Origin of the sequence: Streptomyces sp. NPDC101132 (assembly GCF_044759225.1) — a bacterium.
Lineage (GTDB): Bacteria > Actinomycetota > Actinomycetes > Streptomycetales > Streptomycetaceae > Streptomyces.
In genome coordinates this window covers 111,793-134,080 of the sequence record NZ_JBIVYX010000004.1, presented here as the reverse complement: position 1 = coordinate 134,080, position 22,288 = coordinate 111,793, and the positions used below count along the sequence as shown (strand labels likewise).

General features: G+C 71.9%; 19 protein-coding genes. 12 read left to right on the top strand and 7 right to left on the bottom strand.

Translation table 11 applies throughout. The features are described 5' to 3' along the window. Position 1: 1 nt before the first annotated feature. Positions 2-2,032 (bottom strand): phosphocholine-specific phospholipase C, encoded by a 2,031-nt coding sequence (locus ACIQUR_RS11115; protein WP_403661768.1) that lies wholly within the window; start codon positions 2,030-2,032, stop codon positions 2-4. A gap of 255 nt (positions 2,033-2,287) precedes the next feature. Between ACIQUR_RS11115 and ACIQUR_RS11110 the strand changes: the two genes are divergently transcribed. The 4 genes from ACIQUR_RS11110 to ACIQUR_RS11095 all read left to right on the top strand — a co-directional run bounded on the left by ACIQUR_RS11110 (position 2,288) and on the right by ACIQUR_RS11095 (position 5,623). Then, entirely contained in the window at positions 2,288-2,641 is a 354-nt protein-coding gene (locus ACIQUR_RS11110; RefSeq protein WP_403661766.1) for a VOC family protein, read from the top strand. Between the two features lie 403 nt (positions 2,642-3,044). Continuing rightward, entirely contained in the window at positions 3,045-3,173 is a 129-nt protein-coding gene (locus tag ACIQUR_RS11105; RefSeq protein WP_403661763.1) for a hypothetical protein, read from the top strand. Positions 3,174-3,259: 86 nt separating this feature from the next. Further along, on the top strand, positions 3,260-4,300 hold the full coding sequence (locus tag ACIQUR_RS11100; RefSeq protein WP_403661760.1) for a 3-isopropylmalate dehydrogenase: 1,041 nt from the start codon (positions 3,260-3,262) through the stop codon (positions 4,298-4,300). A gap of 237 nt (positions 4,301-4,537) precedes the next feature. Then, positions 4,538-5,623 carry a branched-chain amino acid aminotransferase gene (locus ACIQUR_RS11095; protein WP_403661757.1) on the top strand — a complete coding sequence of 362 codons (1,086 nt, stop codon included), beginning with the start codon at positions 4,538-4,540 and terminating at the stop codon, positions 5,621-5,623. A 76-nt stretch (positions 5,624-5,699) separates the two neighbouring features. On the opposite strand, the gene ACIQUR_RS11090 is transcribed toward ACIQUR_RS11095, so the two are convergent. Both ACIQUR_RS11090 and ACIQUR_RS11085 read right to left on the bottom strand, forming a co-directional pair. After that, on the bottom strand, positions 5,700-5,873 hold the full coding sequence (locus ACIQUR_RS11090; protein ID WP_403661754.1) for a hypothetical protein: 174 nt from the start codon (positions 5,871-5,873) through the stop codon (positions 5,700-5,702). Positions 5,874-6,027: 154 nt separating this feature from the next. Then, positions 6,028-7,461, bottom strand: a complete 1,434-nt coding sequence (locus tag ACIQUR_RS11085; RefSeq protein WP_403661751.1) for a cytosine permease — start codon at positions 7,459-7,461, stop codon at positions 6,028-6,030. Between the two features lie 200 nt (positions 7,462-7,661). Between ACIQUR_RS11085 and ureA the strand changes: the two genes are divergently transcribed. The 6 genes from ureA to ACIQUR_RS11055 all read left to right on the top strand — a co-directional run bounded on the left by ureA (position 7,662) and on the right by ACIQUR_RS11055 (position 15,208). Next, entirely contained in the window at positions 7,662-8,357 is a 696-nt protein-coding gene (gene ureA, locus ACIQUR_RS11080; protein ID WP_403661748.1) for an urease subunit gamma, read from the top strand. Beyond that, positions 8,354-10,087 carry an urease subunit alpha gene (locus ACIQUR_RS11075; RefSeq protein ID WP_403661745.1) on the top strand — a complete coding sequence of 578 codons (1,734 nt, stop codon included), beginning with the start codon at positions 8,354-8,356 and terminating at the stop codon, positions 10,085-10,087. The genes ureA and ACIQUR_RS11075 overlap by 4 nt, the downstream gene beginning before the upstream one ends. Positions 10,088-10,107: 20 nt before the next feature. Further along, complete coding sequence (locus tag ACIQUR_RS11070; protein ID WP_403661742.1) at positions 10,108-11,166, top strand: agmatine/peptidylarginine deiminase; 1,059 nt, start codon at positions 10,108-10,110, stop codon at positions 11,164-11,166. A 15-nt stretch (positions 11,167-11,181) separates the two neighbouring features. Further along, on the top strand, positions 11,182-11,793 hold the full coding sequence (locus ACIQUR_RS11065) for a TetR/AcrR family transcriptional regulator (RefSeq protein ID WP_403661739.1): 612 nt from the start codon (positions 11,182-11,184) through the stop codon (positions 11,791-11,793). A gap of 370 nt (positions 11,794-12,163) precedes the next feature. Beyond that, a complete protein-coding gene (gene cimA / locus ACIQUR_RS11060; protein ID WP_403661736.1) occupies positions 12,164-13,765 on the top strand; it encodes a citramalate synthase in 1,602 nt (533 codons plus the stop codon). A 69-nt stretch (positions 13,766-13,834) separates the two neighbouring features. Next, complete coding sequence (locus ACIQUR_RS11055; RefSeq protein ID WP_403661733.1) at positions 13,835-15,208, top strand: hypothetical protein; 1,374 nt, start codon at positions 13,835-13,837, stop codon at positions 15,206-15,208. A gap of 59 nt (positions 15,209-15,267) precedes the next feature. Here the strand turns inward: ACIQUR_RS11055 and ACIQUR_RS11050 are convergent, their stop codons facing one another. Continuing rightward, positions 15,268-15,894, bottom strand: coding sequence for a YceI family protein (locus tag ACIQUR_RS11050; RefSeq protein WP_403661726.1), 627 nt, complete (start codon positions 15,892-15,894; stop codon positions 15,268-15,270). A gap of 267 nt (positions 15,895-16,161) precedes the next feature. On the opposite strand from ACIQUR_RS11050, the gene ACIQUR_RS11045 reads away from it, so the two are divergent. Both ACIQUR_RS11045 and ACIQUR_RS11040 read left to right on the top strand, forming a co-directional pair. Then, the gene (locus tag ACIQUR_RS11045) at positions 16,162-17,745 is read left to right on the top strand and encodes an acyl-CoA carboxylase subunit beta (RefSeq protein ID WP_403661723.1); all 1,584 of its coding nucleotides are present in this window, start codon (positions 16,162-16,164) and stop codon (positions 17,743-17,745) included. 51 nt (positions 17,746-17,796) lie between these two features. Further along, positions 17,797-17,991: an acyl-CoA carboxylase subunit epsilon gene (locus ACIQUR_RS11040; RefSeq protein ID WP_403661720.1), complete on the top strand. Its 195-nt coding sequence runs from the start codon at positions 17,797-17,799 to the stop codon at positions 17,989-17,991. A 24-nt stretch (positions 17,992-18,015) separates the two neighbouring features. On the opposite strand, the gene ACIQUR_RS11035 is transcribed toward ACIQUR_RS11040, so the two are convergent. From ACIQUR_RS11035 to ACIQUR_RS11025, 3 genes are all read right to left on the bottom strand, one after another. Then, positions 18,016-21,048 (bottom strand): NACHT domain-containing protein, encoded by a 3,033-nt coding sequence (locus ACIQUR_RS11035; RefSeq protein ID WP_403661717.1) that lies wholly within the window; start codon positions 21,046-21,048, stop codon positions 18,016-18,018. Between the two features lie 84 nt (positions 21,049-21,132). Continuing rightward, the gene (locus tag ACIQUR_RS11030) at positions 21,133-21,714 is read right to left on the bottom strand and encodes an ATP/GTP-binding protein (protein ID WP_037792108.1); all 582 of its coding nucleotides are present in this window, start codon (positions 21,712-21,714) and stop codon (positions 21,133-21,135) included. Then, entirely contained in the window at positions 21,695-22,252 is a 558-nt protein-coding gene (locus tag ACIQUR_RS11025) for a DUF742 domain-containing protein (RefSeq protein ID WP_403661714.1), read from the bottom strand. Before ACIQUR_RS11025 ends, ACIQUR_RS11030 begins: the two co-directional genes overlap by 20 nt. Positions 22,253-22,288: the final 36 nt, after the last annotated feature.

Genomic DNA, 22,288 nt, shown 5'->3' with positions numbered 1-22,288 from the left:
GTCAGCCGCTGACGCTCGGCGCCCCCGTCTCGATGTGCCCGGTGTAGCGGCGGGACCAGCTGCCGTCGGAGGCGGCCAGGACGGTGAAGTCGTACCAGCCGCCGGTGTAGGCGACGGCGTTGAAGTAGTCCTCGGTCGAGCCGCCGGCCGGGACCGTGTACGTCCACGGGCCGTCGGAGCGGTAGTTGTTGGAGCGGATGGTGAAGGACGCGGCGGCGGACGAACGGTTCGTGATCCTGAAGTACACGGCGAGCTTGCCGGTGCCGGGCTCGACCGCGTAGCGCGCCGCCACCTCGTAGTCCCTGCCGGCCTTGTTCGTGTCGCCGATGAAGCGGCGCAGGAAGCGGTTGGGGCCGGCCATCGAGATGTCGTACTTGCCGGAGCCGCTGCCCAGGCCGATCTGGAACCAGTCCGTGGCCGTGCCGCCCGGGTCGACCGTGTACTGCCAGGCCGTGGTGTCGCGGTACTGGTGCGGGTGGATCGAGAAGTGCGCGGCGCTGGTGGCCTGCGGGCCCTGGTTCGTCATCGAGAACCAGGCGGTGATCTTGCCCATGGTGCCGAACTCGAAGCGGTCCAGGTTGCCGTTGACCTGGTACGGGAGGGCGCGGGCGGGACGGGTGCCGGGCTCGGGCGCCGGCAGCGCGTTGTCCTGGGGCGCCGGGTTGGGCAGCGGGCCGCAGGTGCCCATGCCGATGATCTCGTCGGTGGCGGGGAGGCCCGCCGGCACGCCGTACACGGGGCGGGCGAAGTCGAAGACGCCGGTCAGGTCGCCGGTGACCTTCCGGCGCCAGGCGCTGATGTTGGGGCAGGTGGCGGGCGTGCCGAGGGCCGCCGTCCAGGTCTCCAGGAAGCGCAGGACGGAGGTGTGGTCGAAGACCTCCGAGCTGACCCAGCCGCCGCGCGTCCAGGGCGACATCACCAGCATCGGGACGCGGAAGCCGAGGCCGATGGGGACGCCGTCGACGTACTCGCCCGGGGTGCCGGGCGGGGCGACCGGCGGCGGCACGTGGTCGAAGAAGCCGTCGTTCTCGTCGTAGTTGAGGAAGAGCACCGTGGAGTCGAAGACCTCCGGGTTCGCCGCGAGCGCCCGGTAGACCAGGTCCACGAAGTGGGCGCCGTCGGCGGGCGGGGCGTACGGGTGCTCGCTGAAGGCCTGGTTGGACACCACCCAGGAGACCTGCGGGAGGGTGCCGGCGACCGCGTCGGCCCGGATGGCGGCGGCGATGTCGTCGGGCGTGGAGCCGGTGACGCGGGGGACCGAGGCCATGCCCTTGTCCCACAGCGGGTTGCCGGGCCTGGCGTCGGTGAACTTCTTGAAGTAGGCCAGGCCGTTGTCGCCGTAGTTGTCCTGGGCGTTCTGGTACACCTTCCAGCTCACCCCGGCGCGCTCCAGCGCCTCGGCGTACGTCTCCCAGGTCAGCCCGGACTCCTCGCCGCCGTCCTTGCTGGCGGCGTCGATCCGGCCGCTCCAGAGGTACGTGCGGTTGGGGCCGGTGGCGCTGAGCGCGGAGCAGAAGTACGCGTCGCAGATGGTGTAGTGGTCGGCGAGCGCGTAGTGGAAGGGGATGTCGCCCCGGTCCAGGTAGCCGAGGGTGCGGGTGTTGCCCACGCCGGTCACCCAGTTGTCGAGCCGGCCCTTGTTCCAGGCGGCGTGCTGCGAGGTCCAGCTGTGCGGCAGGTCGCCGTTGCACTGGGCGAGCGTCTCGCCGTCCGCGCCGCCGGCGTCGGGGGTGGCGCTGAGTTTCCACGGGTACTGGCGGCCGCCCCAGTTGGGCTGGTTGAACATGCCCCAGCCGCCCGGGAGGTTGACCGCGGCCCGGTCACCGAAGCCGCGTACGCCCTTCAGCCGGCCGAAGTAGTGGTCGAAGCTGCGGTTCTCCTGCATCAGGACGACGACGTGCCTGACGTCCTTGATCGTGCCGGTCGCGGCCTGCGCGGCCGCCGAGGCGGAACCCGCGGCCGCGGGCACCGCCGCCCCGGCCACGAGCCCGGCCCCGATCCCGACGAATCCCCTGCGGCTGATGGGAGTCATGCCCCGCCCTTCGCGTCACACGTGCCCCAGTGGCACGACGAGGCAAGGGTGAGGGCGCGGACGTTAAAGGTCTAGATCCGTGCAGTAATGCATCGGTTAACTTCGGGTGGCGGATGCCGGGCCGGCCCTCAGAGGCCCTGAACTGTCAGGGTTCTCCGGCTCCGTACCGCTCCCGAGCAATTGGTGTGATTGAGAACCAATATGGCTGCCGAAATCCGCGTGTCCACCCCGCGCCGGCCGGTCTAAGCTCGCCGGATGACCTTGGAATGGGAACAGGTAATCGTCCACTCGGAAGACCCGGCCGCTCTGGGCCAGTGGTGGGCCGACGCGCTCGGCTGGGTCGTCGTGTACTCCTCGGACGACGAGTTCGAGATCCGCCCGGCGCCGGACCGGATGCCGGGGCTGGACTTCGTACGGCTCGCCGAGAGCAAGAAGTCCAAGAGCCGGCTGCACCTCGACTTCCGGCCCGACGACCAGGAGGCGGAGGTGGCCCGGCTCGTGGCGCACGGCGCGCGGCGCGTCGACATCGGCCAGGGCGAGCAGTCCTGGGTCGTCCTGGCGGACCCGGAGGGCAACGAGTTCTGCATCCTCGGGCAGCGGCGCCCGTAACGCCCGGCCTCGGCGGACGCGTCACCGGACCGGCCCTCCGGGGGGCCGGTCCGGAGCGTGGGATGCGTCACCGTGCCGGAATCGGGTGTCCATCCGCACAGAAGTGCTCTGACCAGCTATTTCGGCTCTCTTGAAGGGCCGTGGCGGAGGCGCCGGAGGCGTCCTTCCGGGCGGTTCGCCGTCTCAGATAGTAGGAAGTCCGAGTAATTGCGGAGACATACAGCCCGACCTGTCCTAGCTTTGTAGAAGCCGAACGTCTCGCTGATCCAGCGAATGGCGGCCGTGAGCGCGCGCCCCGCGCAGGCAACCCCTGCGGCGCACTGCTCCCCGCCTCTTCCGGCGCCTTGAAGGAACCCCTCATCCGCGGCCCGTGCCGTGCCGTGATCTCAAGGAGTCGATCACCATGCACACCACCACCCCCGCCCGTCGCGTCCGCCGCTCCTCCACCGGCGAGGCCGACCGCAAGAACGCCGCCGCCGCCCTGCAGCGCGCCCTCGACCGCCGTGACAACGGCGGCGCCACCGGCCACTGAGCGCGCGCCCGTCCCCCTGACACGCCGCGCCGTCCATCATGTGGACGTGACGTGTCAGGGGCTGGGACAGGGAGTACGGTGCCGACATGGCGCACAGCATCAATCTCGCAGTGATCCCCGGCGACGGCATCGGCCAGGAGGTCGTGGCGCAGGGCCTGAAGGTCCTCACCGCCGTCCTCCCCCAGGACGTCAAGCTGGAGACCAAGCAGTACGACCTCGGCGCCCAGCGCTGGCACCGCACCGGCGAGACCCTCCCGGACGCGGAGCTGGAGGCGCTCAAGCAGCACGACGCGATCCTGCTCGGTGCCATCGGCGACCCCTCGGTCCCCTCCGGCGTCCTGGAGCGCGGGCTGCTGCTCAAGCTCCGCTTCGCCTTCGACCACTTCATCAACCTGCGGCCGTCGAAGCTGTTCCCGAACACCGCCACCCCGCTGGCCGGCCGCCCGGACATCGACTTCGTCGTCGTCCGGGAGGGCACCGAAGGCCCGTACACCGGCAACGGCGGCTCGCTGCGCACCGGCACCCCCGCCGAGGTGGCCACCGAGGTCAGCGTCAACACGGCGTACGGTGTGGAGCGCGTGGTGCGCGACGCGTACGAGCGGGCCAACTCCCGCCCGCGCAAGAAGCTCACGCTCGTCCACAAGAACAACGTCCTCGTGTACGCGGGCCACATGTGGAAGAACATCTTCGACAAGGTCGGCCAGGAGTACCCCGAGGTCACCACCGACTACCTGCACGTCGACGCCGCGACGATCTTCTTCGTCACGCAGCCCGAGCGCTTCGACGTCATCGTCACGGACAACCTCTTCGGTGACATCCTCACCGACCTGGCCGCCGCCGTCACCGGTGGCATCGGCCTGGCCGCCTCCGGGAACATCAACCCGACCGGCGCCTTCCCGTCCATGTTCGAGCCCGTCCACGGCTCGGCCCCGGACATCGCCGGCACCGGCAAGGCCGACCCGACCGCGACGATCCTCTCCGTCGCCCTCCTGCTGCGCCACCTCGGCTACGAGGCCGAGGCCGCCCGCATCGAGGACGCCGTCTCCGCCGACCTCGCGGAGCGCGACGGGACCTTCCGGTCCACGGACCGGATCGGCGACGCGCTCGCCGCGCGAGTAGCCGGCTGACCCGGCGCTCGCACACCTAGCGAACGGCCGCCGGGTCGCTCCTTTCGGAGCCCCCGGCGGCTTCTCTTGCGCGGTCCGGGGGTGCCACCATCTCCCCTGGGCCGCTTTCACCCGTTTCTCCGAAGCCCGCCCCCGCGCGATAATCGAACGTGGGGCCGCGCCATGCGGGGAAGCTCGGACGTCCTAGCACGGCGTGAGCGCGGTCCGTCACACACAACCGGTGAAGGACTAGCACTCATGACGACGCCCACGATCGAGCTCAAGCCCTCCTCGAACCCGCTGTCCGCCGCGGAGCGCGAGGCGATCCTGGCCAGCCCCGGATTCGGCCGCCACTTCACCGACCACATGGTGACGATCAAGTGGACCGAGGGGCGCGGCTGGCACGACGCGGAACTCGTTCCGTACGCCCCGCTGTCCATCGACCCGGCGAACATGACCCTGCACTACGCGCAGACGATCTTCGAGGGTCTCAAGGCCTACCAGCAGCCCGACGGCACCGTCGCCACGTTCCGCCCCGAGGCCAACGCCGAGCGCTTCCAGGCCTCGGCCCGCCGCATGGCCATGCCCGAGCTGCCCACCGAGCTGTTCATCGCGGCCTGCGACGCCCTGATCCAGCAGGACCGCGCCTGGGTGCCCTCTTCCGGCGAGGCCTCCCTGTACCTGCGGCCCTTCATGTTCGCGACCGAGGTCGGCCTGGGCGTCCGCCCGGCCAACGAGTTCCTCTTCATGGTCATCGCCTCCCCGGCCGGCGCCTACTTCTCCGGCGGCGTGAAGCCCGTCTCCGTCTGGCTCTCCGAGGACTACGTCCGCGCGGTCAAGGGCGGCACCGGCGCGGCCAAGACCGGCGGCAACTACGCCGCGTCCCTGGTCGCCCAGGCCGAGGCCGCCCAGCACGGCTGCGACCAGGTCGTCTGGCTGGACGCCGTCGAGCACCGCTGGATCGAGGAGATGGGCGGCATGAACCTGTACTTCGTGTACGGCGACCGCATCGTCACCCCCGAGCTCACCGGCTCGCTGCTGCCCGGCATCACCCGCGACTCGCTCCTGAAGATCGCCCGCGACCTCGGCTACACCGCCGAAGAGGGCCGCATCTCCACCGAGGACTGGAAGCGCGACAACGAGAACGGCACCCTGACCGAGGTCTTCGCCTGCGGCACCGCCGCGGTCATCACCCCGGTCGGCTCGGTCAAGTCCAACGGCGCCGCGTGGACGCAGGGCAACGGCGAGCCCGGCGAGGTCACCATGAAGCTGCGCAAGGCGCTGCTCGACCTCCAGACCGGCCGGACCGCCGACACCCACGGCTGGATGCACCCGCTCGGCTAGCCGGACGGCCCGAAGGGCCCCGGACGGCACGCAGGCCCCCGCGCACCGCGCGGGGGCCTGCGTCGTCGTACCCGGTTCAGTGCCCGGGCCGGGCCGGGTCCTCGCCCCGGCCCTCGGTCTCGTCCCCGTCCGTGGACTTCGCGCGGGTCTCCGGGGTCCCACCGCCGGTCACGAAGGCGTCGCCGACGACGGACGCCAGCTCCGCCACACCCTTGGCGACCTTGCCCACCACGTACGCCAGCTCTTCCATCGTGCTTCCCCCTGCTCCGCGCCGCTCCGGGCGCCCACCTCGGTCACCTGCGAAGACGCGGCAGGGGCGGGAATGGTTGACGGTCACGGAAAAGGGCCCGCCCCCGGCGAGGAAACCGGGGGCGGGCCCTTTTCCGTGACCGGTGAGGATCCGGTCAGGCACTGGCCTCCGCGGGCTCGGACGCCGCGGGGGCGGCGGCCGGGACGGGGGCGGAGGAGCGGGCGGTCAGCAGCGCGTACGCCAGGCCGCCGACCACGCCGGAGAGGATGAAGCTGCAGTCCACGCCGCCGGTCAGGGCCAGCAGGGGGCCCTCGTAGACCGTGGTGGACACCGCGCACAGGCCCACGCCGGCGCCGAGCACCCAGGACACCGTCGCGGCCGGGTTCCAGCCGCCGCGGAACCAGTAGACGCCACCGCGGGAGCGCCGGTTGAAGACCTGGAGGGCGTCGGGGTCGTACGCGCCCCGGCAGCGGACGAAGCCGATCAGCGTGATCACGGCCCAGGGGGTGCCGAGCGCGGTGAGCAGCAGGACGAACGAGGTCATCGCGGCCTGCGCGTTCCACTCGAACGAACCGATGAACACGAAGGCGGTGGCGACGACCGCGGCGATCACGGTGGCCTTGGTACGGGTGGTCTTCGGGACGATCGCGTCCAGGTCGAGGCCCATGGAGTAGAGCATCAGGCCGGCGTTGCCCACCGACCCCGCGGAGGCGGCCAGCAGCAGCGGCACGAGGTACCAGAAGGGCGCGGCGTCGACGAGCGGGCCGGCGTAGTCGAGGCCGGCCCGGGCGGCCAGCGCGGTGTACGTGCCGAAGAGCTGCGGGACGAGCAGGCCGACCAGCAGACCGGCGCAGGTGGCCCAGTACACGGTGCGGGACCGGTGCCGCTTCGGCGAGATGTAGCGGGTGTAGTCGCCCAACAGCGTGATGAAGGCGACCGGGCCGCTCAGGCCCGCGGCGACGGCGGCCAGCAGCCAGGTCGGCCAGAACGAGCCCAGCAGGTACGGGGTGTCCGGGGGAGCGGCGGTGGTGAAGTCGCCGGAGTAGGCCACCACGCCGACCAGCAGCAGTACCACCATGCCGATGGCCAGCACCTTGCTCAGGCGCAGCAGGAGCCGGTAGCCGAAGACGGCCCCCACGACGGTACAGGCGGCCAGGAGCCCGTACATCAGGGCGCGGGTGAGGCCGGTGTTCGGCAGGCCGGTGAGCCGGGAGAGCACCCCGACCATCACGTCGCCGCCGATCCAGAGGGTCAGCGCCGTGTAGCCGAGGGAGAGCAGCAGGCCCACCACCGAGCCGACCAGGCGCCCGCGCACGCCGAACTGCGCCCCGCTGGAGGTGGACAGGTTGGTGGCCGTCCGGAGGGAGATCAGCGCCAGCGGCGCGGTGAAGGCGATTCCGACGAGGGTTCCGGCGACGATCGCGGTGACCGAGGGCCACAGTCCGAGGCCGAAGGACGGAGGCAGCCAGCCGAAGACGATCACGCCGAGGCAGAGGTTCGAGCCGAGCAGGATCGAGACGAGGTCGCGGGGACCGCTGGTGCGCTCCTCGTCGGGGATCGTGTCGACGCCGCGCTGTTCTATGGGCATGAAGGGGCTCCCTGGCAGTACGAAACGTGGACGGACGCTTCCCGACGAGTGGCGGGCAAAGAGCGGATCACTTGGCTCCACTTCTTTGAGCGACACTCAATGTGACCTATCTCGAAGCCTCCGGTCAATGATTCACGCCAATGAAATCTAGAGTTAGAGTGATGCTCTAAACCCGTCGAGTGGAAGTGTGGTGGAACGTCGTGCGGCTGACCCCAACCGAGCGCGACCGGCTGCTGCTGTTCGGTGCCGCGGAACTGGCCCGGGCCCGGCGCGCCCGCGGTCTGCGGCTCAACGTCCCCGAGGCCACGGCCCTGATCGCCGACACGGTCTGCGAGGCGGCCCGTGACGGCAGCCGGCTCTCCGAGGCCATCGAGGCGGCCCGTTCCGTCCTCGGCCCCGACGACGTGCTGCCCGGCGTCGCGGACGTGGTCACCGAGGTGCACGTGGAGGCCGTCTTCGACGACGGATCCCGCCTCGCCGTGGTGTCCTCGCCGATCCGCGGCGCCACGGGCCTCGGCGACGACGCCCCGGGCGCCGTCGTACCAGGCCCCGAGACCCCGGCTCCCGAGCCCGAGGTGCGCCTGACCGTGCGCAACACCGCGACCGTCCCGGTCAGCGTGACCTCGCACTTCCACTTCTTCGAGGCGAACCCCCGCCTCGACTTCGACCGCTCCGCCGCCTACGGCATGCGCCTGTGCGTGCCCGCCGGGTCGTCCGTACGGTTCGACCCCCTGGGCGAGGAGGAAGTGGGCCTGGTCCCGATCGGCGGAGACCGGATCGCCATCGGTTTCGCGGGCCTGGTCGACGGCCCGCTCGACGCCCCGGGCGCCCGAGAAGAAGCCCTGCGCCGCGCCGCGGCCTGCGGCTACCTGGGAGTGGAGGAAACACAGCGATGAGCAGGCCCACCAAGCACAGCGACCACTGCGCCCCCGGCAGCCGCCACATCGACCCGCGCGAGTACGCGGCCGTCTTCGGCCCGCGCGCCGGGGACCGCGTGCGCCTGGGCGACTCCGGGCTGACCGTGCGGGTCGAGTCCGACGCGCAGAAGCCCGGGGACGAGTTCCTCGCCGGCTTCGGCAAGACCGCCCGCGACGGACTGCACCTCAAGGCCGCGGCCGTGCGCGAGACCTGTGACGTGGTGATCAGCAACGTGCTGGTCATCGACGCCGTCCTCGGCATCCGCAAGGTCTCCATCGGCATCCGGGAGGGCCGCATCCACGCGATCGGCCGGGCCGGCAACCCCGACACCCTCGACGGCGTCGACGTGGTCGTCGGCACGGGCACGTCGATCGTCTCCGGCGAGGGCCTGATCGCCACCGCCGGTGCCGTGGACACCCACGTCCACCTGCTCTCCCCGCGCGTCATGGAGGCCTCGCTGGCCGCCGGCGTCACCACGATCATCGGCCAGGAGTTCGGCCCCGTCTGGGGCGTCGGCGTCAACTCGCCCTGGGCGCTGAGGCACGCCTTCAACGCCTTCGACGCGTGGCCCGTCAACATCGGCTTCCTGGCCCGCGGTTCCTCCTCCGACGCGGCCCCGCTGGTCGAGGCGCTGGCCGAGGGCGGCGCCTCCGGCTTCAAGGTGCACGAGGACATGGGCGCCCACACCCGGGCGCTGGACACCGCCCTGCGGGTGGCCGAGGAGCACGACGTACAGGTCGCCCTGCACAGCGACGGCCTCAACGAGTGCCTGTCCGTCGAGGACACCCTGCGCGTGCTCGAAGGCCGTACGATCCACGCGTTCCACATCGAGGGCTGCGGCGGCGGGCACGTCCCGAACGTGCTGAAGATGGCCGGTGTGGAGAACGTCATCGGCTCCTCCACCAACCCCACGCTGCCCTTCGGCCGCGACGCGGTCGCCGAGCACTACGGGATGATCGTCTCCGTCCACGACCTCAAGCCGGACCTCCCCGGCGACGCGGCCATGGCCCGCGACCGGATCCGCGCCGGCACCATGGGGGCCGAGGACGTCCTGCACGACCTGGGCGCCATCGGCATCACCTCCTCCGACGCCCAGGGCATGGGCCGGGCCGGCGAGACCGTACGCCGGACGTTCGCCATGGCCGCCAAGATGAAGGCCGAGCTGGGCCCGCTGGAGGGCGACGGGGAGGGCGACGACAACGCCCGCGTGCTCCGCTACATCGCCAAGCTGACGATCAACCCCGCCATCGCGCACGGCCTGGCCCACGAGATCGGCTCCATCGAGGTCGGCAAGCTCGCCGACATCGTGCTCTGGCGCCCGCAGTTCTTCGGCGCCAAGCCGCAGCTGGTCCTCAAGTCCGGCTTCCCCGCGTACGGCGTCACCGGCGACCCCAACGCCGCCACCGACACCTGCGAACCGCTGGTGCTCGGGCCCCAGTTCGGTGCCTACGGAGCCACCGCGGCCGACATCTCGGTCGCCTTCGTCTCCGCCGCGGCCGCCGCCCTGGGCGACGACCGGATGCCCACCCGCAGGCGCCGGGTCGCCGTCCGCGGCACCCGCGGCATCGGCCCGAAGGACCTGCTCCTCAACTCCCGGGTCGGAGCGGTCGACGTGGACCGCACCAGCGGCCTCGTCACCCTCGACGGCAGCCCCCTGGAATCCCCGGCCGCCGACTCGATCGCCCTCAACCGCCTGTACTTCCTGTGATCCCGCGAAGGACCCCCACCATGACGCACCCTGCCGGCACCCCCGCCGCCGACGGCTTCCGCATGCCCGCCGAGTGGGCTCCCCACGAGCGCACCTGGATGGCCTGGCCCAGCCCCAACCCGACCTTCACCAACGACGCCGAGCTGGCCGAGGCCCGCGAGGCCTGGGGCGCCGTGGCCCGCGCCGTCCGCGCGTACGAGCCGGTCACCCTCGTGGTGAGCCCCGGCGACGCCGAGGGCGCCCGCGCCATCGCCGGCGCCGGCGGAGGACACGAGCTGACCATCGTGGAACGCGAGCTCGACGACGCCTGGATGCGCGACATCGGCCCCACCTTCGTCACCGACGGCAAGGGCGGCATCGCCGCCGTCGACTGGACCTTCAACGGCTGGGGCGCGCAGGAGTGGGCCCGCTGGGACCACGACTCCAAGATCGCCCGCTACGTCTCCGACCTCGCCGGCACCCGCACGTACAGCACCGCCCTCGTCAACGAGGGCGGCGCCATCCACGTGGACGGCGAGGGCACCGTCCTGCTCACCGACACCGTGCAGCTCGGCGAGGGCCGCAACCCCGGCTGGACCCGCCAGCAGGTCGAGGCCGAGATCCACGCCCACCTCGGCACCACCAAGGCCATCTGGCTCCCGTACGGCCTCGCCGGCGACTACGGCACCTACGGCACCCAGGGCCACGTGGACATCGTCGCCGCCTTCGCCCGCCCCGGCGTCGTGATGGTGCACACCCAGCCCGACCCGGCCCACCCCGACCACGAGCGCTGCAAGACCATCGCGGCCCTGCTGCGCGCCGCCACCGACGCGCAGGGCCGGCAGCTGGAGGTCGTGGAGATCCCCGCGCCGACGGTGCTGGAGGAGGACGGCGAGTGGGTCGACTACTCGTACATCAACCACCTCATCTGCAACGACGGCATCGTGCTCTGCGCCTTCGACGACCCGCGCGACGAGGAGGCCGCCGAGATCTTCCGCAACCTCTTCCCGGACCGCACCGTGACGCTCGTGGACGCACGTACGATCTTTGCCGGGGGTGGCGGCATCCACTGCATCACCCAGCAGCAGCCCAAGGCATAGGGAAGAGGAGCGGACATGGCGGGTGGGGCGCGTGCGCGGAAGAACGCGCCGCCGCGCGAGGAGGTCCTCGCGGCCGCCATGGCGATGATCGCCGAACGCGGCCTGGACGGGCTCACCATGGCCGGTCTGGGCCGCGAGGTCGGCATGAGCAGCGGCCACCTGCTCTACTACTTCCGCACCAAGGACGAGCTGCTGCTGCGCACCCTGGAGTGGAGCGAGGCGGCGCTCGGCGCCGAACGCTCCGCCCTGCTCTCCCGGCGCGAGCCGGCCCGCGACCGGCTCGCCGCGTACGTGGACCTGTACGTGCCGGACGGCCCCCGCGACCCGCACTGGACCCTCTGGCTGGAGGTCTGGAACCGGTCGCAGGAAGCCGGCCCGGAGGAGCGGGACCGGCAGTCCGCCATCGAGGGCGCCTGGCACCGCGACCTGGTCGCCCTCCTCGCCGAGGGCGTCTCACGGGGAGAGTTCCGCCCGGTGGACGCCGACCGCTTCGCCACGCGCACGCGCGCGCTCCTGGACGGCTTCAGCATCCAGCTCGCCGTGGGACTGCCCGGACTGGACCGCGCCGGCATCCTGGCGCACGTACGGGAGTTCCTGGAGGACGGGCTGAGCCCGGCCGCCGGCTGACCGGACCACCTCTGCCGGCCGGACCACCCCCGCCGGCCGGCGACCGGGCCGCGCCTGCCCGCCATGTGACCAAAACCAAGACCGCATCGTGAGACGCGGCCCCTGCGCCGGACGGCGCTGTGTCAGACTGCGGGCGTGCTTGCATCCACCATGATTATGGGAAGCAGCGCGCCGGTCCGCAGTGACCGCTGACCGTGGACACACCCCACGGCGCGGCCATCGTGCCCCAGACCCGCGCGCAGACCTCTCGCACCCGCGAGGGGTTTTTTCGTTTCCCGGCCCCACCTGCCGGGGGACGGGCCGCGCGCGACGATGGGGGCAAGTGGATCCCGGGCATCCGGACCACTCATCCGACAGGAGTCAGATCAGCATGACGACAGAGGTCATCGACGACGCGTTCCATGTCTTCGACACCACGCTGCGCGACGGCGCCCAGCGCGAAGGCATCAACCTCACTGTCGCGGACAAGCTGACGATCGCCCGGCACCTGGACGACTTCGGCGTGGGCTTCATCGAGGGCGGCTGGCCGGGCGCCAACCCCCGCGACACCGAGTTCTTCGCCCGCGCCAAGGCGGAGATCCAGTTCAAGCACGCCCAGCTGGTGGCCTTCGGCGCCACCCGCCGCGCGGGCGGCAAGGCCTCCGAGGACCCGCAGGTCAAGGCCCTGCTCCAGTCCGGCGCGCCGGTGATCACCCTGGTCGCCAAGTCGCACGACCGGCACGTCGAGCTGGCCCTGCGGACCACCCTCGAAGAGAACCTGGAGATGGTCCGGGACACCGTCGCGTACCTGCGCGAGCAGGGCCGCCGGGTGTTCGTCGACTGCGAGCACTTCTTCGACGGCTACCGCGCCAACGCCGAGTACGCCAAGTCCGTGGTCCGCGCCGCGTACGAGGCCGGCGCCGACGTGGTCATCCTCTGCGACACCAACGGCGGCATGCTGCCGGCCCAGATCCAGGCCGTCGTCTCCACCGTGCTGGCCGACACCGGCGCCCGCCTCGGCATCCACGCCCAGGACGACACCGGCTGCGCCGTCGCCAACACCCTGGCCGCCGTCGACGCCGGCGCCACCCACGTGCAGTGCACCGCCAACGGCTACGGCGAGCGGGTCGGCAACGCCAACCTCTTCCCCGTGGTCGCCGCGCTGGAGATCAAGTACGGCCGCAAGGTGCTCCCCGCCGGCGCCCTGGCCGAGATGACCCGGATCTCCCACGCCATCGCCGAGGTGGTCAACCTGACCCCCTCCACCCACCAGCCGTACGTCGGCGTCTCCGCCTTCGCCCACAAGGCCGGCCTGCACGCCTCCGCGATCAAGGTCGACCCGGACCTCTACCAGCACATCGACCCCGAGCGGGTCGGCAACACCATGCGGATGCTGGTCTCCGACATGGCCGGCCGCGCCTCCATCGAGCTCAAGGGCAAGGAGCTGGGCGTCGACCTCGGCGGCGACCGCGCCCTGGTCGCCCGGGTGGTCGAGCGGGTCAAGGAGCGCGAGCTCGCCGGCTACACGTACGAGGCCGCCGACGCCTCCTTCGAGCTGCTGCTGCGCGCCGAGGTCGAGGGACGCGCCCGCCGCTACTTCCGCACGGAGTCCTGGCGCGCCATCGCCGAGATGCGCCCCGACGGCAGCATGGCCAACGAGGCCACCGTCAAGCTGTGGGCCAAGGGCGAGCGCATCGTGGCCGCCGCCGAGGGCAACGGCCCGGTCAACGCGCTCGACCGCGCGCTCCGCGTGGCGCTGGAGCGGTTCTACCCGCAGCTCGCCAAGTTCGAGCTGAGCGACTACAAGGTCCGCATCCTGGAGGGCAAGCACGGCACCGAGTCCACGACCCGGGTGCTCATCCAGACCACCGACGGCGTCACGGAGTGGTCGACCGTGGGCGTGGCCGACAACGTCATCGCCGCCTCCTGGCAGGCCATCGTCGACGCCTTCACCTACGGCCTGCTCCGCCAGGGGATCCAGCCCACGGAGTAGCGCGCCAAGCGGCTCTGGTCCTTATGTTCCGCTAACGCCCGAATTCACCCGTTCGGGTAGCGTCAAGGTATGAGGACCAGGCTGATACGCGCACTCGCCCCCCTGCTGCTCGTCTTCGGCATCGCGGCGGTCGGTGCGGCTCCCGCGGCGGTCGCCGCCACGGACCCGGCCACCGGCCCGGCGGCCGTGGCCGCAGCGCTCAAGCAGGGCCCGGTGTACGTCGACCCGCGGGCCGAGGGACAGCTGTCCAGGGCCGAGGCGGACGCTCTGGCCAAGAAGATCGAGGACGCCGGGAAGCCGCTGTTCGTCGCCGTCCTGCCCGCGACCGCGGAGTTCCCGGCCGACAGCGTGCTGCGCACCGTGCGCACCGAGACCGGGATCACCGGCCTGTACGCCATCCGGCTCGGCGACGGCTTCAACGCGGGCGCGGACCGGAGCGTCATGCCCAACCGCGCCGTCCGCAACCTCACCGACGCGGTCAAGGCGGGCGGCCCGGTCGACGCGGCCACCCAGCTGAACGACTTCGTCGACCAGGCCCTGCCCCAGACCCGGGGCAGCGCCCCGGCCTCCTGGGACTCCGGCGGCGGCTCGGACGGTGCCGGGGTGCCGGTCGCCGGTCTGGTGACGATCGGGGCGCTCGCCCTGGTGGGCGGCGGCGGCGCGTACGCCGTGGTCCGGCGCAACCGGCGGAAGAAGGAGGAGCGCGAGCGCGAGGCCGTGCGCAAGCTGGCCGTGGTCGTCGACGAGGACATCACCGCCTTCGGCGAGGAGCTCGAACGGCTGGACTTCCACCCGGCCGAGCCCGGCGCGGACGACGCGATGCGGGCGGACTGGGAGCGGGCCCTGGACTCGTACGACCGGGCCAAGCAGATCATGGCCGGGGTCCGGCACCCCGACGAGGTGCGAGGGGTGACCCAGGCGCTGGAGGACGGCCGCTTCGCCCTGGCGGTGCTGGCCGCGCGCCGTGAGGGGCGGCCGCTGCCCGAGCGCCGTTCGCCCTGCTTCTTCGACCCCCGTCACGGGCCCGCCACGGAGGACGCGGACTGGGCCCCGGCCGGGGGTGCGGTGCGCACCGTGCCGGTCTGCGCCGCGGACGCCGTACGGCTGCGCGACGGGCGGGACCCGATGGTCCGCACCGTGGACACCGAGCACGGGCCGCGCCCGTACTACGACGCGGGGCCGGCGTACGGCCCCTGGGCGGGCGGCTACTTCGGCGGCGGCATCCTGCCCGGCCTGCTGGTGGGCACGATGCTCGGCTCGATGATGTCGACCCCGGCCTACGCCTCGGACTTCGGCGGCTACGAGAGCGGCTTCGAGGGCGGAGACGTCTCCGGCGCCGACTTCAGCCCGTCGGACTTCGGCGGGGGAGACTTCGGCGGCGGCGGTTTCGGGGGCGGGGACTTCGGCGGTGGCGGCGGCTTCGACGGCGGGGGCGGCTTCTAGCCGGCGGCGGGGGCGGCCGCCGTGCCGCCCCCGGGTGCCCGTACCGTCCGTGGGGCCGGTCAGGCCTGCTTGATCGCGGAGATGTCGAAGGTCAGCTTGACCTTGTCGCTGACCACGACGCCGCCGGTCTCCAGGGCCGCGTTCCAGGTCAGGCCCCACTCGGAGCGCAGGATCTGGGTGCTGCCCTCGAAGCCCACGCGCTGGTTGCCGTAGGGGTCGGTGGCGGAGCCGTTGAACTCCAGGTCGATGGAGAGCGGCCGCGTGACGTCCTTGATGGTCAGGTCGCCGGTGATGCGGTACGTGTCCCCGCCGAGGAAGGCGGCGCCGGTCGAGCGGAAGGTCATCAGCGGGAAGGTCTCGGCGTCGAAGAAGTCGCCGCTGCGCAGGTGGCCGTCGCGGTCCGCGATGCCGGTGTCCACGGACGCGGTCTTCACGTCGATCGTGGCGGTGGAGCGCGACGGGTCGGCGCCGTCCAGGTGCAGGGTGCCCTCGTGCTCGCCGAAGCTGCCGCGGACGTTGGTGACCATCGCGTGGCGGACGGTGAAGCCGATGCTGCTGTGCGCCGGGTCGATGGCGTAGTCGCCGGTGAGCGCGGCGAGCGCGGGGTCCACCTGCGGGGTGCTGACGTGGCCGGCGGGGGCGGCGTTGCCGGTGGTCTCCTTGGCGCGGCGGTTGAAGAGAGCCATGGTGTCCTCCTGGGACGGGGGGTTCGATCAGGTCGTTAAATCTTCAACGACCTCCAACGCGTTCGACTGTAGACCCGCTTCGTTCAAATTTCAACCACCTGCGTCCGTCCGGGGGTGTTTTGTAGGACACCCACAAAGGCCTTTGGTCCCTACTGGTGGGTCGCTCACAGCGGCTCCCGGTTCTGTCCGGGCCGGACAGCGGATGGCGCGCGAGACTGTGGAGAGCCGACGGAGGGATTTGCTTGGTCGGCTTCGTAAGGTCGGTACATGACCGTTGTGGACCAGACCCCCGGCGAGCCGACGGACGCCCGCGGCCGCGTGGCCGAGCTGCACGCCCTCCGCGAGCAGGCGCGGCGCGGCCCCAGTGACCGTGCGACCGAGGCGCAGCACGCCAAGGGCAAGCTGACCGCCCGCGAGCGCATCGAGCTGCTGCTCGACGCCGGTTCCTTCAAGGAGGTCGAGCAGCTGCGCCGCCACCGGGCGACCGGCTTCGGCCTGGAGGCCCGCAAGCCCTACACCGACGGTGTGATCACCGGCTGGGGCACGGTCGAGGGCCGGACGGTCTTCGTCTACGCGCACGACTTCCGGATCTTCGGCGGTGCGCTGGGCGAGGCCCACGCGACGAAGATCCACAAGATCATGGACATGGCCATCGCGGCGGGTGCCCCGCTGGTCTCCCTCAACGACGGCGCGGGCGCCCGCATTCAGGAGGGCGTCTCCGCGCTCGCCGGTTACGGCGGCATCTTCCAGCGCAACACCCGGGCCTCGGGCGTGATCCCGCAGATCTCGGTGATGCTGGGCCCGTGTGCCGGCGGCGCCGCGTACTCCCCGGCCCTCACCGACTTCGTCTTCATGGTCCGCGAGACCTCGCAGATGTTCATCACCGGCCCGGACGTGGTCCGCGCGGTGACCGGCGAGGAGATCAGCCAGAACGGCCTGGGCGGCGCGGACGTGCACGCCGAGACCTCCGGCGTCGCGCACTTCGCGTACGACGACGAGGAGACCTGCATCGCCGAGGTCCGCTACCTCATCTCGATGCTGCCGTCGAACAACCGCGAGAACCCGCCGGTCCACCCGACCGACGACCCGGCCGACCGCCGCTCGGACGTGCTGCTCGACCTGGTGCCCGCCGACGGCAACCGCCCGTACGACATGCACAAGGTCATCGAGGAGCTCGTCGACGACGGCGACGTCCTGGAGATCCACGAGCGCTGGGCCCGCAACATCATCTGCGCCCTGGCCCGCCTCGACGGCCAGGTCGTCGGCATCGTGGCCAACCAGCCGCAGTCGCTGGCCGGTGTGCTGGACATCGAGGCCTCGGAGAAGGCCGCGCGCTTCGTCCAGATGTGCGACGCCTTCAACATCCCGATCGTCACGCTGCTGGACGTGCCCGGCTTCCTGCCGGGCGTCGACCAGGAGCACGGCGGCATCATCCGGCACGGCGCCAAGCTGCTGTACGCGTACTGCAACGCCACCGTGCCGCGCATCTCGCTGATCCTGCGCAAGGCCTACGGCGGCGCGTACATCGTCATGGACTCCCAGTCCATCGGCGCCGACCTCACCTACGCCTGGCCCACCAACGAGATCGCCGTCATGGGCGCCGAAGGCGCGGCCAACGTCATCTTCCGCAAGCAGATCGCCGAGGCCGAGGACCCCGAGGCCATGCGCGCCCGCATGGTCAAGGAGTACAAGGCGGAGCTGATGCACCCGTACTACGCGGCCGAGCGCGGCCTCGTCGACGACGTCATCGACCCCGCCGAGACCCGCGAGGTCCTCATCAGCGCCCTCGCGATGCTCCGCAACAAGCACGCGGACCTGCCGTCCCGCAAGCACGGCAACCCGCCCCAGTAGTCCACCCCGCCCCGCCCCGCAAACCGCCGCCGTAAAGGAGACCTGCCACCCATGAGCACCGATACGCTGCTGCGCGTCGAGAAGGGCCACGCCGAGCCGGAGGAGCTGGCCGCGATCACCGCGATCCTGCTCGCCCGCGCGGCCGCCACCCCGGAGGCCCCCGCCAACGCCGCCCGCAGCACCGCCGGCTGGCGCCGCCTGGAGCGCACCCCGGGCTTCCGCGCCCCGCACAGCTGGCAGGGCTGACACCCGCCGCCTTCGACGGCCGCCTCAACGGAACCGGATCCTGACCCCCTCGGGGACGGAATCCCGGTCCGGGAGGCGGCCGTCGGCCGTCCGGCAGTTGTAACAGGTGACCCGCGCCCGCCCGAACACCGCGAGCCCGCTCAGGTCGTCCGGGAGGACGCAGCCGCTCAGTGTGAGGGTCTTCAGCCGCGCCGGGGCCGAACGGATCGAGGGCAGCCACTCCGCCAGGTCGAACCCGGCGAGCGACAGCGTGATGAGCTTCCAGAGCGCGCCGAGGTGATCGAATTCGCGGGGCCGCCCCCTTCCCTGCACGACCAGGAACTCCAGGGTGGGTCGTGCCGTCAGGGAGGAAAGGTCGGTGTCCTCGTCCAGCACGCCGACGCCCAGGCCGTTGAGCCGGGAGAGACCGGGCAGCCCGTCGAGGTCCGGGAAGGAGGGCCACTCCTGCAGCTGGAGGTAGCGCAGGTCCGGCAGCTCCCGCACCGGACCCAGGTCCTGCAGGGGTACGTCGCCCCACACGGAGACGTTGGTGAGGCCCTGATGGACGGTGAGCGGTGAAAGATCCGCCTCGTGGCGCAGCCGGGGCATCCAGAGCAGATCAAGGTCCCGCAGCTCCGTCACCGCCCCGAGCCCGCGGGTGAAGGGGTACTGGACGGCGACCATACGCGCCCCCGGCAGGGAGAGCAGGGCGTGCCACTGGGTCGGATGGGTCAGCGAGAGCCACACGTGCTCCAGCCGCAGCCGCCGCAGTACCCGGCTGGCGTACTCATCGGGATCGAAGTACTCCCACTCCGTGCCCAGTTGCCACTGCACCGCCGGGCGCTCGTCCCCCGCCCACCGTTCCAGCAAGTCCAGCGCGTCTCCGCCGCCGACCCTCGTCACCGTTCTCACCAGTGCCTTCGCCTCCGCATCGGACAGCCCGTGCAGGGACTCGGGCAGCCGGCGCAGTAGGGGCGTGCCCACCATCGAGAGCGATGCCGCCTCCGCGATGCGGCGCGGCGGAACCAGCGCGTCGAGCGTGCCGTCCAGGGGAGCGCGTACCTCCTCGGGTACCGCGTCCATCGTGCCCAGACACGCCGCCGCCAGGAGCCGCAGCCGCCGTGCGTGCCGGGGTTCCGCGGCGGCCCGGCCCAGGATGCCCTCCATCAGCTCGACCCGCTGGGGGCGGTTGGCGTGCCCGGCCGTCATCACGACCGTCTCGTACCAGACGTCGAGGTGCGCCCGGCCGACCAGGTTGCCGATGTGGTCCTGCGCCGCGGCGTCGGCCGCGGCCAGGTACTCCTGGAACGTACGGTGGAGGAAGTCCACCCGCCCCTCGGCCGGGGACCGCAGCACCCCGGAGCGGGCCACCAGGTGCTCCAGCACCGACTCCGCGTCGACGCCGGCCAGATGGCGCATGCCCTCCAGCGCGTGCCGCACGTGGTCGGCCGCCCGGTCGGAGGCGATCTCGTTGCGGCCGTTGTCCGACAGCCGCCAGGCCAGGTCCTGGAGCAGCCTGAGCTTGTCGGCGAGGGAGAGCCGCACCCGGTCGGCGCTCGGCACGCTGCGCTCGGAGTCGCGGCGCTCCAGCAGGATCTCCAGCGCGATCCGGTACAGCTCCATCCGGTCGCGCGGGAGCCGGCCCCGGCGGTTCAGGTGCAGCGCGCACAGCAAGGCGGCCAGCAGGGGAGTGCTGGCCAGGGACTGGAGGTGCGGCCGGTCCTGGAGGCTGGCCAGCAGGGTGCGCTCGTAGTGGGGGAGGTCCTCGCCCGGCTCCAGCACCGCCTCGTGCCACCTCCGCACGAAGGTGACCAGATCGGCCGGGCGCATCCGGTCCAGCTGCACGGGGCGGAAGCCCTCGGGGCGCAGCCAGTCGCCCCGGGCCGCCGCCGGCCGGGAGGTGACGACCACCCGGTTCTCCGGATAGGCGTGCAACAGCCCCCGGAGCCACGTCCGGACCGCGCCCCGCTCCTCGGCGGCGAGTTCGTCGACGCCGTCCACCAGGAGCAGCACCCGCCCCGCCCGCAGCTGCCGGTCCACCCACGCGGCGGGCATGTGGCCGGTCAGGGCACCCGCGGTCTGGTCCAGCATCGTCTCCGGGCGGGGCAGGTCCCGGCCGGCGTACCGGCGGAGCTTCACGAGCACCGGCACCAGGCCGTTCCAGTCGGACAGCGCACCCTCGAACGCGTTGCGCGCGGCCGTCACCGCCAGCCAGTGCAGCAGGGTCGTCTTGCCCGACCCGGCCTCCCCGCGCAGCAGCACCCGCGAGGTGTCCTTGAGCACCGCCTCGACCTGGCGGTCCTGGGCCCCGTCCTCCCCCGCCCGCAGGATCCGCGAGGCCTGCTGCTCCTCGCCCGACGCCCGGAGGCTCACGTACGCCACCGACAGCCTGGTCCGCGCCACCCGTTCCGCAGCGAAGCTGAACAGCTCGACCTCGTCCAGCGAGCGGCTGACGTACTCCAGGTACTCGCGGCGGAAGCCCTCGTCCTGCCCCTCGCCCTGAGGGGAGTACAGGGAGCGGACCGGCAGCCGCCCCAGGACGACCGACAGCTCGGCGGACAGTGAGGTGGCGCGGGCCAGCAGCTCCGTGACCGCCCGCTCGGTGTACACCGGCAGCCGCTTCAGCACCCGGACGTAGCAGTCGCAGCACTCCGCGAACAGTAGCTCGAACAGCGCGGCGGCCGGCTCGTCGAGGCCGGGCGGGACCGGCACCGCCCGGCGGATCCGGCGGGCCAGTTCGGCCGGGTCGGCGTCCGCGCCGATGATCGCGCCGTCCGAGAGGTCGGCCCGTACGAAGGTGTCCGTGACCGCGTCCAGGGCGGCCCGGCGCCCCGCGGCCGTCAGCCCGCGGAACTCGTGCGCGAGCAGCGGCTCCAGCCGCTCGGCCACCGCGTCGGCGATCTGCTCGAACTGTCGCGCGAGGCCACGCTGTGCGCGCAGCCCCGGCACCCGGACCCGGATCAGTTCCGACAGGTCGCTCCTGCCCTCCTGGTCCCGCCGGCGCGGCCCCAGCCAGAGCCCCACCGCGCGGGTCGCCACCACCCGACCCAGACCGACCGCTGCCGCCTCGGCGCTCACCCGCCCCACCTCCGGGAGCCATTGAAACGCGGAACGCCGGAACCCGTGGAGGGTTCCGGCGTTCCGGAGCAGTGCAGGGGTGCTCTACCGCAGGCGAGCCATCAGGGCGTGCTCGACCAGGGTGATGAGCGCGGACTTGGCGTCGGCGCGGTGGCGTGCGTCGGTGGTGATGATCGGTGCGTCGGGTCCGATCTGGAGGGCCTCGCGGACCTCCTCCGGCGTGTACGGCTGGTGTCCGTCGAAGCCGTTGAGGGCGATGACGAACGGGAGGCCGCTGTTCTCGAAGTAGTCGACGGCGGGGAAGCAGTCGGCGAGTCGGCGGGTGTCGACGAGGACGACGGCGCCGATGGCGCCGCGGACGAGGTCGTCCCACATGAACCAGAAGCGGTCCTGTCCGGGGGTGCCGAACAGGTAGAGGATGAGGTCCTGGTCGAGGGTGATGCGGCCGAAGTCCATGGCGACCGTGGTGGTCGTCTTGTCACCGGTGTGGGTGAGGTCGTCGATGCCGGCGGAGGCGCTGGTCATGACGGCTTCGGTGCGCAGCGGGTTGATCTCGGAGACCGCGCCGACGAACGTGGTCTTGCCCACGCCGAAGCCGCCCGCCACCACGATCTTCGCGGAGGTGGTGGAGCGAGCCGCTCCGCCGTTAGAGCTTGCGAAGTCCACTGAGCACCCTTTCGAGCAGTGTCACGTCTGGCTGGCCGCCCGCGGACTCGTCGCCGCCGGGCTGGTGGATCGCGACGAGGCCGGCCTCGGCCAGGTCGGCGACGAGGATTCGGGCGACGCCGAGGGGAATGGAGAGGAGTGCCGAGATCTCGGCGACCGACTTGATCTCTTGGCACAGGCGGCAGATCCGCTGGTGCTCGGGCAACTGCCCTTGCAGCCGGGCGGGATCGGCCGTGGTGCTGACCAGGGCCTCGATGGCGAGCTGGTAGCGCGGCCGGGTCCGGCCGCCCGTCATCGCGTACGGGCGCACCAGGGGGTTGCTGGCCTTGGGCGCCGCCGCACGCGACGCCTGCCGGGGAGCCGGCGGCGTCATGTGCGGAGGCTGGTGGGGCTGCTGCCCGTACGACTGGTCGTACGGGCCCGGCTGCCCCGACAGGTGCCTGCTGGGAGCGGAGGGGAAGTTGAAGCGGTTCTGGTCGTGCCCACCCTGCGGCTGCTGTGCGCCGCCATACGGATGTCCTCCTGGGGGTGTTGTCACGTTTCCTCCTCCGACTCCAAAACGCAGTACTCCCTG

Bases quoted from the DNA above. Each gene is read 5' to 3' on its own strand.
- ACIQUR_RS11100 (WP_403661760.1), top strand. From the start codon at position 3,260: ATGGCGCACAGCATCAATCTCGCAGTGATCCCCGGCGACGGCATCGGC.
- ACIQUR_RS11105 (WP_403661763.1), top strand. From the start codon at position 3,045: ATGCACACCACCACCCCCGCCCGTCGCGTCCGCCGCTCCTCCACCGGC.
- ACIQUR_RS11070 (WP_403661742.1), top strand. From the start codon at position 10,108: ATGACGCACCCTGCCGGCACCCCCGCCGCCGACGGCTTCCGCATGCCC.
- ACIQUR_RS11050 (WP_403661726.1), bottom strand. From the start codon at position 15,894: ATGGCTCTCTTCAACCGCCGCGCCAAGGAGACCACCGGCAACGCCGCC.
- ACIQUR_RS11090 (WP_403661754.1), bottom strand. From the start codon at position 5,873: ATGGAAGAGCTGGCGTACGTGGTGGGCAAGGTCGCCAAGGGTGTGGCG.
- ACIQUR_RS11085 (WP_403661751.1), bottom strand. From the start codon at position 7,461: ATGCCCATAGAACAGCGCGGCGTCGACACGATCCCCGACGAGGAGCGC.
- ACIQUR_RS11040 (WP_403661720.1), top strand. From the start codon at position 17,797: ATGAGCACCGATACGCTGCTGCGCGTCGAGAAGGGCCACGCCGAGCCG.
- ACIQUR_RS11110 (WP_403661766.1), top strand. From the start codon at position 2,288: ATGACCTTGGAATGGGAACAGGTAATCGTCCACTCGGAAGACCCGGCC.
- ACIQUR_RS11075 (WP_403661745.1), top strand. From the start codon at position 8,354: ATGAGCAGGCCCACCAAGCACAGCGACCACTGCGCCCCCGGCAGCCGC.
- ACIQUR_RS11115 (WP_403661768.1), bottom strand. From the start codon at position 2,032: ATGACTCCCATCAGCCGCAGGGGATTCGTCGGGATCGGGGCCGGGCTC.
- ACIQUR_RS11055 (WP_403661733.1), top strand. From the start codon at position 13,835: ATGAGGACCAGGCTGATACGCGCACTCGCCCCCCTGCTGCTCGTCTTC.
- ACIQUR_RS11065 (WP_403661739.1), top strand. From the start codon at position 11,182: ATGGCGGGTGGGGCGCGTGCGCGGAAGAACGCGCCGCCGCGCGAGGAG.
- cimA (WP_403661736.1), top strand. From the start codon at position 12,164: ATGACGACAGAGGTCATCGACGACGCGTTCCATGTCTTCGACACCACG.
- ACIQUR_RS11045 (WP_403661723.1), top strand. From the start codon at position 16,162: ATGACCGTTGTGGACCAGACCCCCGGCGAGCCGACGGACGCCCGCGGC.
- ACIQUR_RS11095 (WP_403661757.1), top strand. From the start codon at position 4,538: ATGACGACGCCCACGATCGAGCTCAAGCCCTCCTCGAACCCGCTGTCC.